This window comes from Listeria grandensis FSL F6-0971, from assembly GCF_000525835.1.
Lineage (GTDB): Bacteria > Bacillota > Bacilli > Lactobacillales > Listeriaceae > Listeria_A > Listeria_A grandensis.
Genome location: NZ_AODD01000007.1, coordinates 40,440 through 52,943 on the forward strand (window position 1 = coordinate 40,440; position 12,504 = coordinate 52,943).

Sequence of the window (12,504 nt, forward strand, 5' to 3'; positions counted from 1 at the left end):
TAAATTTATTTAAACTTCTTGGCTGGCTTGAACATGGTAAAATACCAGATTTAGGTCAGCCAATTTGCGAGATAAAATCGGTAAAAAACATCGAAGACCCCTAGAATGACTTTCATTCTAGGGGTTGATGTATGTGCATTAATCTTTTTGGTTCATGTAAGAATCTTTATCAAAAGAACAATCTTCCAGTGGGATAACTTTTGATTTTTGGGTGAATTTATAGGTCAGCCAGAATGCTAGAAAAATAGGCAAACCGATATAGGAAATGGCGATTTTTTGCCACCATTGCGGATTGGAAATGTCTGGATGTAAGAAGGCGTTGTAATCTTGTCCGACAATAACTAAAATACATAAAACAAGCGCTAAAAGTGGACCAAAGGGGAAGAATTTTGCTTTATATTTCAGTTTGGTCAAGTCAAGCCCTTGCTTCACATACGCGCGCCGGAAGCGGTAATGGCTAATGGCGATACCGACCCAGGCAATAAAACCGGTCAAGCCAGATGCGCTTAGAAGCCATGTATAAATGACGGCTCCATTATCGCTCAATGTTGTGATGAACGTCATAGCACCAACAATCGTTGTCAAAATAAGCGCGGCCATCGGAATACCACGACGATTCACTTTAGAGAGAAATTTTGGTGCTTTACCGTCTTTGGCCATCGACCATAACATCCGTGTCGAGGCATAAAGTCCTGAGTTACCCGCGGATAGCACGGATGTTAGAATAACAGCATTCATAACGGAGGCAGCAATCGCAAGTCCTGCTTTTTCAAAAACGAGCGTGAACGGACTAATTGCGACATCGGTTGCTTCGCCGCCAAGCAAATTTGGACTTGTATAAGGAATGATCATTCCGATAACGAAGATCGCGAAAATATAAAAGAGCAAGATACGCCAGAAAACTTGTTTTATCGCTTTGGGTACACTTTTTTCAGGTGTGGCACTTTCTCCTGCTGCAATTCCGACGAGTTCGGTTCCTTGGAAGGAGAACCCGGCGAGCAGGAAGGTTCCGAGAATCGCGAAGAAGCCGCCGTTAAAAGGTGCGTCACCCATTGTGAAGTTTTCGAAGCCGATGAATTGACCACCAAGAATTCCAAAAATCGTAAGTACGCCGACGATTAGGAAGACGATGACGGTCACCACTTTAATGATGGAGAACCAATATTCTGATTCGCCGTAAGCTTTGACGGACAGCGCATTTAGGCCGAAAATCAGAATGAGGAAGATCGCGCTCCAGAGCCAAGCAGGTGCATCTGGATACCAAAATTTAATAATAAGTGCGGCTGTTGATATATCGACAGCAAGCGTGATCGCCCAGTTAAACCAGTAATTCCAACCGAGCGCAAAGCCAAATGCTGGATCGACAAAGCGCGAGGCGTAGGTACTAAAAGAGCCCGAAACTGGCATGTAAGTTGCCATTTCGCCAAGACTTGTCATTAAGAAGTAAACCATTAAACCAATCGCTGCATATGCGACAAGCGCACCACCTGGACCTGCTACGGCAATTGCATTTCCACTCGCAAGGAATAATCCTGTTCCAATCGAGCCCCCAATAGCAATCATTGATAAGTGACGCGTTTTTAATTCTCTGCGAATATGACCTTGTTGCTGTTCTTTTTTCAAAAGTAAAACTCCCTTTCTAGATTGTTAAAAAACGATTTTTTTAGTTAAAGCTCTATATCACATGAGGTTTTCGGGAACGAAAAAACTGATCCCTTATGATTTTCTAGAGATCAGCCTATATACACCAACATCAAAAAGCGTTAGATAGCACACCCGTTTCGCCAAGCTATTGGCACAAACAGCAGTCCTGTTTCTTTCGATAACAGTCCCAGTTAAAGAGCAGTCATAAACCTGTCTTCACTTCGGCGAGCATCCTTTTTACGTTGAGTCAAACAGTGTTTTATGCACCTCGTCATCCGCTACTTGTGAATTTCGCAACCTCTACCTCACCGTTTGGATGAGGATTTTATTAAGTTTTCATGTACTATACTAACGAATTCAGTGCGTAATTGCAAGGTTTTTTTGTATTTTAAACGTTTTTTAAAGCTTCGCGAACGGTGCTGAAAGTCGGGATGTTCGGCAGGCGGCTGTCGTAGTTGACCATAAGCATCGCAAATCTTGGCGAAACGCCGGTAAGCATGAGGCTCACGCCAGTCAATTTCGTTAATGCTAAAAATTTGATCAGATTAGCAGCGACTTCTTCATTGAAATCGGCGAGTCCAGAAATGTCCATAATCAAATAATCAATTTGGCTAACATCAAGATAGGAGGCCACATTTTGCGTCATTTCTTCAAAGCGATCTGTCGAAAGTGCGCCAACGAGTGGCAGAACTGCAACGCCATCTTGCACAGGAACGATCGGTGTTGACATTTTAACGATTTCCTCAATGGAGTCTTCCAATAACATTTTATATTTTTCCTCGCGCGTCACGTCACGCTGAATCCCAATAAAATAGCTTTTTCCAGAAGCCTCATCGAAAATAGGATCGATCGTTAGTTCATTAAAGAAGATATCTCCATTTTTGCGGTAATTTTGCAGAAAAACATTTACGTGTGTTCTATTTTTGACTGCTTGGCTGATTTTTGCAATGGCGGATTTATCGGTTTTGCGCCCTTGTAGCATACTACAATTTTTACCCATCACGTCTTCTGAGCTGTAGCCGGTAATCCGTTCAAATCCGCTGTTCACATAAATAATTGGATTCTTTGGCAAATCGCCATCCGTAATAATAACGCCGACGCTTGTCATATTTAAAGCTTTTAAAATAATATTGAATTGCAATTCTGCTTCTTTGTTTAACATCCCACACAACCATCCCTTTTTTGGATTTATATAAACTATCATACCAAAAAGCCCTCGAAATAGAAATCGTTAGTATAAAATTCATGTTCTGTTCATACTTATTTGATAGGGTGGAATTGTCTTAAACTGTATAATAAATTGATGATAAAATAGTAAGAAATTGCTTTGATTGGATGAATTATTGTGCACACTTATGAAAAATGTAGTAACATAGATAGGATAGGAAAAGTGAAGATCAGAGAGGAGTTATTTTTGTGCAACAGCCTTCCGTAAATGAGTTGAAAGAATGGCGTAATGTGATGTTAATGCATCGTTTCGCTTTAGAAGAGGTTAATACGAAATTAAAAATATTAAATGATGAGTTTCAGTTTATTCATGATTACAACCCGATGGAACATTTGAAATCAAGGGTGAAAAGCTTCGAGAGCCTCACTGCAAAATTGGAGAAAAAAGGGCTAGATATCACACCGGAGAATGCCTATGCGCACGTGCATGATATTGCAGGTATTCGGGTCACGTGTTCGTTTGTATCTGATATTTATAAAATATATGAGATGTTGGCGAATCAAGATGATATGACAATTATGAATGTGAAAGATTATGTAGAAAATCCAAAGCCGAACGGTTATCGGAGCTTGCATTTAATTTGTGAAGTACCGATTTTCTTAACGAATACGTCACGCAAAATGTGTGTGGAAATTCAAATTAGAACGGTTGCCATGGATTTTTGGGCGAGTTTGGAGCATAAAATCTACTACAAATATAAATCGACGGCACCAGCGCATTTGACGCAGGAGCTATATGAGGCTGCCGCGATTATTCAGCATTTAGATGAAAAGATGAAATACTTAAATGATGAGATCGATCAATATAAAAATGAGGTTGAGGGCGAATAAGGGGTTGAAAAAGGGTGGACATATTTTATTACGTATTAATTATGTTAGCAACTATTTTGGTTTCGAATGTTGTTAACCGTTTTATCCCGTTTGTATCAATTCCGTTGATTCAAATCGGATTGGGTGTTTTAGTGGCTTGTTTACCACTAGCATTCGAATTGAAGCTAAATCCGGAGTTATTTTTAGTGTTGTTTATCGCACCACTTCTATTTAATGACGGAAAAAGAACGGATCGGCAAGCGTTATGGAATTTGCGTGCGCCGATTTTAATGTTGGCGTTGGGACTTGTTTTTGTAACCGTGCTTGTTATTGGTTATTTTGTTAACTGGATGATTCCAACGATTCCGCTTGCTGCGGCTTTTGCGCTTGCTGCTGCACTTGCACCAACGGACGCTGTGGCAGTTGGCTCGCTTTCGGGACGAATTGACTTGCCGAAGAAAATCACACATCTTTTAGAAGGGGAAGCGCTGATGAATGATGCGTCGGGTCTTGTGGCTTTCCAATTTGCGATAGCGGCAATGGTGACAGGTGTATTCTCCATTTGGGATGCGTCGGTGAGTTTCGTGTTGATTGCAATCGGTGGGATTATTTGTGGGCTTGTGTTGACATTTATTAAATTTAAATTCCTCAAATGGATTCGTAGTCTAGGTATGGAAGACGTTACGCTACATATGTTGATTCAAATTTTGACGCCATTTGTGATTTATTTAGTGGCCGAAGAATTGCATGTATCGGGAATTTTAGCTGTTGTGGCGGCCGGCATTATGCATGCTTTTGAAAAGCGGAAAATGGATCCGATGACCGTTAAACTGAATGTGGTGTCGCAAGGGACTTGGTCGGTTATTATTTTCGTGTTGAACGGTCTCGTATTTATTATTTTAGGAACGCAATTACCAGATATTATTCAAGTCGTTTGGCAAAACTCGGGCGTGAGCAATTGGCAGGTCATCTTTTACGTGCTTCTGATCACGTTTAGCTTGATTACGATACGATTCTTGTGGATTCATTTAGGTTGGTTGATTCCGCATTTGATGAAAGGAAATGATCTAAGCAAGCCAAATCTGCGAGCAACAGTGCTTACCTCCTTATCAGGTGTTCGCGGAGCGGTGACGCTTGCTTCGGCACTTTCGATTCCGTTTGTGCTAGGAGATGGTAGTCCATTCCCGCAGCGGTCGCTCATTATTTGTATCGCATCAGGCGTTATTTTATGCTCGTTGATTATTGCGACGGCGATTTTACCGATTTTGGCTCGGAAAGATGAGAGCAATACGGACAGTCCACGCGCGGAAAAATCGATGCGATTAAGCGCTTGTCGCCAAGTTGTGGAGCAATTAAACCGCGAGATAACATCGGAGAATAAGGCGGCAACACAAGTTGTGATGGAAGATTATCGCGGACGTATGCGTGCTATTCAAAAAGAAGATGTAAACGCGAGTAGGCAAAAAGAAATAGATGCGGCACAACATGGGCTCCGTCTGCAAATTTTGAAATGGGAGAAAGATAATACCGCTTTGTTGTTGGAACAAGGGAAGACAAGCAAGCAATCTGCTATGCGCTATAATAACTATATTGATGCGATGGAAAAAGCGCTGAATGGCAGAGGGAAAACGCGTTCTGGTATGATGGCAATGATGTTTAAACGCATGACTCGCCAGTTACTGCATCCGAAGCAATGGCAAAAAGCGAAGGAAAAGATGAACGAAATAAAGCAAAATCCAGACCAATATCAAGATATGATGAACGAGATCCGGGATTTGCGTGAGAAAAATGGGCAAGTTGTGACGAAGAATCTGACGGCATTGCTTGACGATACGAACCAAGCCGTGATTTGGCCTCTTATCAATGAAAATAAACGCATTCTAGAACAAATGAGACGCGACCCAGGTAGCATGAAGTCAAGAGCTAGATTCGAACAAGCGAAAAAAGATGTGCAACTTCAAGCTGTTCAGATCGAGCGCGATGTTATCCAAGATCTTTTTGAAAAAGGAAAAATTTCGAGAGATTTAGCGCGTGAGCTGAGACAAAACTTGAACTTGTATGAAACGTATTATTTTGGGAACGAAGAATTAGCATAAAGATGAACAAGCCTGATGAGAGTATATACTTTCAAAGGCTTGTTTTTTTGTAAAAAAGTATTGCGATTTCAGCAGGGAATGATGTATAATTAGCGTTGCTATAGTAAACATAGAGTTTACTATTACTAAACAATAATGACTCTAGGTTTACTTTTACTAAACTAATGGGAAGGTTGCGAATTATGGATATCGGTAAGCGAATTAAGAATCTACGTCTTAGTAAAAATTTGACGCAAGAAGAGCTTGGAGAACGTACGGATTTGACAAAAGGCTATATTTCACAGTTAGAGCGTGATCTGAGTTCGCCTTCCATTGAAACACTATTTGATATTTTAGAAGTGCTTGGCTGTACGCCGAAAGAATTTTTTGACGAGGAAGAGCAGGAGCAAAAAGTTGTATATGGCGCGAGTGAGCATACTTTTTTTTGAAGATGAGGAAAAAGGGTATCAAGTAAAGTGGTTGGTTCCAGAATCTAATGAGAAAGAAATCGAGCCGGTTTATTTGACGCTTTTTGAAAAAGGTTCGTTTAAGCAATTCGAGCCATCGCTATCGGAAACATTTGGCTATGTTCTAGAAGGGAAAGTCACAATCAAACTAGGGAAGCGACTATACACGGCAAAGCAAGGCGAGGCAATCTATTTTCATGCTTCGGATGAACATCAAATTTGTAATGAAGAAGATGAGCCGGCAACATTGATTTTAGTTGCAACAGATTCGTATTTGTAAGGAGGAATAAAACAATGACAGAAACAATTATTCGCTTTGAAAATGTAACAAAGCAGTTCGATAATGATCCACCGGTGCTCGATAATGTCAGTTTTGAGATTGAAAAAGGGAAATTCTATACGCTACTCGGCCCTTCTGGTTGCGGAAAGACGACCATTTTACGCTTGATTGCGGGTTTTTTAGAGGCGAGTGATGGCAAGATTTTTCTGAATGACAAGGTGATTAATGATATTCCGGCTAATAAGCGACCGGTCAATACGGTTTTTCAAGATTACGCGTTGTTTCCGCATTTGAATGTGTTTGAAAATGTGGCATTTGGCCTGCGAATTAAGAAATTGAAGAAAGATGAGATTCGGCAGAAAGTAACCGAAGCGTTGAAATTTGTAAATTTAGCGGGTTACGAGCAACGCGAGATCACGGAAATGTCTGGTGGTCAGCGTCAGCGTGTGGCGATTGCGCGCGCGATTGTGAACGAACCGGAAGTTATTCTGCTAGATGAGCCACTTTCGGCACTTGATTTGAAGCTGCGAACGGAGATGCAGTATGAGTTGCGCGATTTACAACGCCGACTCGGTATTACTTTTATTTTTGTCACGCATGATCAAGAAGAGGCGCTGGCGATGAGTGATGAGATTTTTGTATTGAATAAGGGCGAAATTCAGCAAAGCGGGACGCCTATCGATATTTATGATGAGCCGATTAACCGTTTTGTCGCTGATTTTATTGGGGAATCCAACATCGTTTCTGGCAAAATGATTCAGGATTTCGAGGTGGAATTTGTGGAACGAACATTTGAATGTGTCGACCAAGGCTTCCATCCAAATGAAATCGTGGAAGTCATCATTCGCCCAGAAGATTTGGAAATTACGGTCGAGGAGAAAGGAAATTTGCGCGTGACGGTGGACTGGGTCTTATTCCGCGGTGTGCACTATGAAATTGGTTGCATCGATGAGGATGGGAATGAATGGCTGGTACATTCGACGAAAAAAGCGAGAATTGGTGAAAAATTAGGGTTAGCATTTGATCCGGAGGCTATCCATGTGATGCGTCTCGGGGAAACAGAAGAAGAATTTGATGCGCGCCTAGAAAGCTATGAAGAGGCGTAGCCATGACAAAACGAGCGCGCACTTTTTATCTTATTCCTTATGTCTTTTGGATTTTGTTATTCGTTATCGCGCCGATCGTGTTGATCGCGTACTATTCATTTTTTGATATTGATGGAAATTTGACGTTTTCGAATTACGTGAATTTCTTTACGCCTGTTTATTTGAAAATGACGGTGAGTTCTTTCTGGTATGCGTTTTTGATCATGTTATTCACGTTATTGATTTCGTATCCAACCGCTCTTGTACTCACAAAATTGAAGCATAAACAGCTCTGGTTATTGTTGATTATTTTGCCGACATGGATTAACTTATTACTTAAAGCCTATGCGTTTATGGGGATTTTTGGAACGTATGGTACGGCGAACAAATTTTTAGAATTTATCGGGATTGGAACGCAGCAGATCTTATTTACTGATTTTAGTTTCTTGTTTGTGTCGACGTATATTTTTATTCCGTTTATGATTTTGCCGATATTTAATGCGCTTGAGGAGATGAGTCCGTCATTAACGAATGCGGCGCAAGATTTAGGTGCTACACGGTGGACAACGTTTTGGCGCGTCGTATTCCCGATAACGCTTGACGGTGTGAAAGCAGGATGCCAGGCCGTGTTTATTCCAGCCTTGTCCCTCTTTATGATCACGCGTTTGATTGCTGGAAACCGAGTAATCACGCTTGGAACGGCGATTGAAGAGCACTTTCTAGTTACGCAAGATTGGGGAATGGGTTCAACGATTGGTGTATTTTTAATCATTGCCATGTTTATTATCATGTTTGCATCTGGCGCAAAACGTAAGAAAGGGGCGATGAAATGAAGAAGAATAGGTGGGGGAAAGTATATTTGGCTGTTGTATTCATCGTTTTATACGCACCGATCTTTTATTTAATGTTCTACTCGTTTAATGCTGGCGGGACGATGAATAGTTTTAGCGGTTTTACGCTCGATTATTATAAAGAAGTTTTTCAAGATACGCGGTTGTTGATTATCGTGTTGAACACATTCGTTATCGCGCTACTTTCTTCGGTGATTGCGACCATTTTCGGCGTATTAGGGGCACTGGCGATTCGCTACATGCCGCGTCCATTCACAAAAAATTCCTTGCTCAGCTTAAACAACGTGTTGATTGTTAGCCCAGATGTGGTCATCGGTGCTTCATTCTTGATCTTTTTCACGATTTTAGGTGTGAAGCTAGGTTTTATCTCTGTACTCGTATCACACATTGCGTTTAGTATTCCGATCGTTGTACTTATGGTATTGCCAAAATTACAAGAGATGAGCCCAACGCTCATTGATGCGGCGCGGGACTTAGGGGCAAGCCAATGGAACGTGTTGAGTAAGGTGATCTTACCGTACATCGCGCCTGGTGTTTTTGCTGGATTTTTCATGGCGCTTACGTATTCACTCGATGATTTCGCGGTTACGTTTTTTGTAACAGGAAATGGTTTTTCCACGCTTTCTGTTGAGATATACTCGCGGGCGCGGCAAGGGATTTCACTGTCCATTAACGCCTTATCAACGCTGTTATTCCTATTCACGATTATCCTTGTGATCGGTTATTACTTCATCAATCAGCGTAATACGAAGTCTGCTCATGCGATGGAGGTGCCGAAAAAATGAAGTCATTAGTTCGTGTTTTTGGTCTCGTCGTGATTGCGGCGCTTCTTATGATGGCGCTCACGTTCTCTTTGAACAAGTCGGAGGGCTATTCTGGCGGGAACACCTTGACCATTTACAACTGGGGCGATTATATTGATCCCGATTTACTGAAAAAATTTGAAAAAGAGTCTGGTATAAAAGTCATCTATCAGACATTTGACTCCAACGAGGCGATGATGACAAAAATTGAGCAAGGCGGTACAACGTTTGATATTGCAGTTCCGAGTGATTATGCGATCAGTAAAATGCGTGAGGAAAACCTGCTCATTCCGCTAGATAAGTCAAAATTGCCGAACAAAAAGTATCTAAATCCGCGTTTTATGAATCTATCTTTTGATGAAGGCAATAAATACTCGATGCCTTATTTCTGGGGCACGCTCGGCATTATTTACAATAAAAAAATGATTCAAGACATTCCGTTCACGAGTTGGAACGATTTATGGCGACCAGAGCTCAAAAATCAGATTTTGCTTATTGATGGGGCTCGGGAAGTCATGGGGCTTGGCTTAAATAGCCTCGGCTACTCGCTGAATAGTACAAACGAAGCGCAGTTGCAAGAAGCGTTGATGAAATTAAAAGAAATGACGCCCAACGTGAAGGCCATTGTTGGCGATGAAATTAAGATTTTGATGGCTGGAGACGAGGCGGGAGTAGCAGTTACCTTTTCTGGTGAAGCGGCTGAGATGCTAGACCAAAATGAAAACTTGGAATACGTCATCCCGAAAGAAGGCTCGAATTTATGGTTTGATAATATGGTTATTCCAAAAACGGCAAAAAATGTTGATGGTGCACATAAATTCATCAACTTTATGCTAAATCCTGCAAACGCGGCGCAAAATGCAGAATACGTTGGTTATGCGACACCGAATGAGGCAGCCGTGAAACTTCTACCAAAAGAAATAGCAAGTGATGAGCGTTTCTATCCAGACCTAGACCAATTAAAGAATCTAGAAGTGTACGATAATTTAGGAAAGAAAATGTTAGCACATTATAACGAGTTGTTCTTAGAGTTTAAGATGTACCGCAAGTAGACCTATTTTTTAAATCGCCCATATTTTACATTTTAGCAGGTTTTGAATTGTAATCTGCCGTGCCATCAACTATAATCCAAGGGTACTGCAATTTGAAAGGTGGAGAAAGAAATGGCAAAATTATATTCATATTTAAGCTTTGATAATGCAAAAGAATCGATGGATTACTATAAAGAGGTGTTCGGTGCAACATTACTAAAACGTAATCCTATGGATGAGAACATGGCGAAAGAATGGGGTATGCCGACAGATAATCTAGAGAATACAACCATTCACGGTGGCTTTGTCGTACTTGGAAACACGATTTTCTGTAGTGATCGTTTTGGCGAAGGAGAAGCTTTCTCGTCAAGTGTGACATTAATGCTTGATTTCAATTCAGAAGACGCGGAGGAAGTTGAGGCACTTGATAAACTTTACAAGGCAGTAACGGAAAGCGGTGTAGAAATCATTGACCCACTGGAGGAGAAATTCTGGGGTGGCAAAATGGGTATTATTAAAGATAAATACGGCCTATTGTGGATGTTCCACGCGCAACCGTATTCGAAGCTAGTATAAAATAAAGCGAGGAAGCGGCGATCATAAATCTGATATCGGATTTATGGTCGCCGCTTTTGTCATGCTTCCTAAAATGCACCTGTTATTCACACATTTTTCCGAGAAACGGCAAAAGAAGTGATGGCTGATGAACCTTTCTAGAGGTTATCATAAGAGTTCAGATACAAAATAAAGGAGTGTTACAAATTTATGAAAAAGTTAAGTATCATGACCATGACAGGAATTCTAGCCATGGCAACCGCAGGAAATACCGTTTTGGCAACATCATTTGAGGGAGCGGACAGTGCGACAAGTGAGGCCTCGATCAACATTTTGCCGGGAACTGGTGTTACTGATCCTGAAATCGTAAATCCAATTGATCCAGAAGAGCCGGCGATACCGGTTGATCCGATTAATCCCAACCCAGGAGCATTGCGAATTAACCATGTTTCTGATTTGAATTTTGGAGATGTGACACTTAGCGGTCGGAAAGAAACGATTCATGCCAAGAAAGTCAAAACTAAAACAGATCAAGAACTGCCAGCGTTTATCAATATTGCCGATTTACGAGGAACGGGCGATGGTTGGTCATTGAAGGTATCACAAGAAGGCGAACTGGTTCGTGGTGGCGAGCTTGCATTTCAGCCAGAATATAATGGTACGGATGAAGGTATCCAAACAGTGGGCGGTACGCTTGCCAAAGATGGCGATGAAATTGATTTGATGATTGCAAAGGAAAATGCTGGGATGGGTAGTCACTCGGCGCTACTCGGTGGTTTAGATGGTGTGACTTTAACCATTCCAAAAGATGCCACGGCTGGTCAGCAGCAAGCTTCTTTAAATTGGAATATTGTTGCGGACCCATCGACGACTATTCCTGATGAAGTAGTCGGAATTCCAGATAATAATTTGCGCACAGCTATAAAAGAAGCACTCGGAGTTACGAATGACAACCAAATCACGAAAGCCAATCTGGAAAAATTAACAGAATTTACGGCAGAGGGTAAGGATATTGTGGATTTGAAAGGAATAGAATATGCGACTAATCTAACGAAGCTAGTACTTGATAACAATAAAATTACGAACGAGGGAATTGTCCCTGCCATTTCCTTAGCAAAATTGGTAACCGTGGAAATTAGTGGGAATCGAATTATGGATGGAAAAATATTATCCGATTGGGCACCACCGCTTATTTCATCAAAACCGCTAGAACGTATTAATGCAAACAATCAAAACCTTGGGAGGGTGCTTGCTGCAACAAACTCTGAAGATATAGCGCTACTAGATTTAAAATGGTCAGGTGGGAAAGAGACGCTTCAAATGCGAAACTTAATAAGAAACAGCCAGGGAACCTATTCTACGCTTCATTCCGTGGCACTAGATGGTAGCAATTCTGGCGTTGATTTTAATTTCATTGATAACCAAAATTTTCAAGTGGAAAATATACCTTTGGGCACGGGTAGTCTGGAATATAGAGCTGCCTGGGGCACGCAAAAATTAGGCTTTAGTGCCTTTGTAAAAGTAGATAACTTAGACGTACAAATTGAGGAGTAATAAGTAGATGAAGATTGTGAGCGAAGCCAGACCATACTGGTTTTGTTCGCGATCTTTGTTTTTGTCTTCCGGTTCTATCTATTTTTTGCTCATACAACTTGATTTCTTTCTGCAAGAAGCAT

The 12,504-nt window shown here is 41.3% G+C and carries 10 protein-coding genes, 1 pseudogene and 1 riboswitch; of the genes and pseudogenes, 9 read left to right on the forward strand and 2 right to left on the reverse strand.

All coding sequences use genetic code 11. From position 1 onward, the window contains the following. Positions 1–138: 138 nt before the first annotated feature. Together PGRAN_RS06230 and ytvA are read right to left on the reverse strand one after the other, a co-directional pair. Positions 139–1,623, reverse strand: a complete 1,485-nt coding sequence (locus PGRAN_RS06230) for an amino acid permease (RefSeq protein WP_036065949.1) — start codon at positions 1,621–1,623, stop codon at positions 139–141. A gap of 137 nt (positions 1,624–1,760) precedes the next feature. Next, positions 1,761–1,955: riboswitch (Lysine riboswitch) on the reverse strand. A 77-nt stretch (positions 1,956–2,032) separates the two neighbouring features. After that, complete coding sequence (gene ytvA, locus PGRAN_RS06235) at positions 2,033–2,806, reverse strand: YtvA family blue-light photoreceptor (RefSeq protein WP_036065950.1); 774 nt, start codon at positions 2,804–2,806, stop codon at positions 2,033–2,035. 254 nt (positions 2,807–3,060) lie between these two features. Between ytvA and PGRAN_RS06240 the strand changes: the two genes are divergently transcribed. The 9 genes and pseudogenes from PGRAN_RS06240 to PGRAN_RS06280 all read left to right on the forward strand — a co-directional run bounded on the left by PGRAN_RS06240 (position 3,061) and on the right by PGRAN_RS06280 (position 12,382). Then, positions 3,061–3,702, forward strand: a complete 642-nt coding sequence (locus PGRAN_RS06240) for a GTP pyrophosphokinase (protein ID WP_036065951.1) — start codon at positions 3,061–3,063, stop codon at positions 3,700–3,702. Positions 3,703–3,716: 14 nt separating this feature from the next. Next, complete coding sequence (locus PGRAN_RS06245; RefSeq protein ID WP_036065952.1) at positions 3,717–5,777, forward strand: Na+/H+ antiporter; 2,061 nt, start codon at positions 3,717–3,719, stop codon at positions 5,775–5,777. A gap of 182 nt (positions 5,778–5,959) precedes the next feature. Next, positions 5,960–6,503, forward strand: a pseudogene (locus PGRAN_RS06250) (helix-turn-helix domain-containing protein). 14 nt (positions 6,504–6,517) lie between these two features. Next, the gene (locus tag PGRAN_RS06255; protein ID WP_036065953.1) at positions 6,518–7,609 is read left to right on the forward strand and encodes an ABC transporter ATP-binding protein; all 1,092 of its coding nucleotides are present in this window, start codon (positions 6,518–6,520) and stop codon (positions 7,607–7,609) included. Between the two features lie 2 nt (positions 7,610–7,611). Beyond that, positions 7,612–8,421 (forward strand): ABC transporter permease, encoded by an 810-nt coding sequence (locus tag PGRAN_RS06260; RefSeq protein ID WP_036065954.1) that lies wholly within the window; start codon positions 7,612–7,614, stop codon positions 8,419–8,421. Next, positions 8,418–9,224, forward strand: coding sequence for an ABC transporter permease (locus PGRAN_RS06265; RefSeq protein ID WP_036065955.1), 807 nt, complete (start codon positions 8,418–8,420; stop codon positions 9,222–9,224). The genes PGRAN_RS06260 and PGRAN_RS06265 overlap by 4 nt, the downstream gene beginning before the upstream one ends. Beyond that, positions 9,221–10,294 (forward strand): ABC transporter substrate-binding protein, encoded by a 1,074-nt coding sequence (locus PGRAN_RS06270; RefSeq protein ID WP_036065957.1) that lies wholly within the window; start codon positions 9,221–9,223, stop codon positions 10,292–10,294. The genes PGRAN_RS06265 and PGRAN_RS06270 overlap by 4 nt, the downstream gene beginning before the upstream one ends. 111 nt (positions 10,295–10,405) lie before the next feature. Next, positions 10,406–10,849, forward strand: a complete 444-nt coding sequence (locus PGRAN_RS06275; protein WP_036065958.1) for a VOC family protein — start codon at positions 10,406–10,408, stop codon at positions 10,847–10,849. A 189-nt stretch (positions 10,850–11,038) separates the two neighbouring features. After that, the gene (locus tag PGRAN_RS06280; RefSeq protein WP_036065959.1) at positions 11,039–12,382 is read left to right on the forward strand and encodes a WxL domain-containing protein; all 1,344 of its coding nucleotides are present in this window, start codon (positions 11,039–11,041) and stop codon (positions 12,380–12,382) included. The last annotated feature ends 122 nt before the right edge of the window (positions 12,383–12,504 follow it).

Bases quoted from the DNA above. Each gene is read 5' to 3' on its own strand.
- ytvA (WP_036065950.1), bottom strand. From the start codon at position 2,806: ATGTTAAACAAAGAAGCAGAATTGCAATTCAATATTATTTTAAAAGCT.
- PGRAN_RS06275 (WP_036065958.1), top strand. From the start codon at position 10,406: ATGGCAAAATTATATTCATATTTAAGCTTTGATAATGCAAAAGAATCG.
- PGRAN_RS06265 (WP_036065955.1), top strand. From the start codon at position 8,418: ATGAAGAAGAATAGGTGGGGGAAAGTATATTTGGCTGTTGTATTCATC.
- PGRAN_RS06270 (WP_036065957.1), top strand. From the start codon at position 9,221: ATGAAGTCATTAGTTCGTGTTTTTGGTCTCGTCGTGATTGCGGCGCTT.
- PGRAN_RS06255 (WP_036065953.1), top strand. From the start codon at position 6,518: ATGACAGAAACAATTATTCGCTTTGAAAATGTAACAAAGCAGTTCGAT.
- PGRAN_RS06280 (WP_036065959.1), top strand. From the start codon at position 11,039: ATGAAAAAGTTAAGTATCATGACCATGACAGGAATTCTAGCCATGGCA.
- PGRAN_RS06260 (WP_036065954.1), top strand. From the start codon at position 7,612: ATGACAAAACGAGCGCGCACTTTTTATCTTATTCCTTATGTCTTTTGG.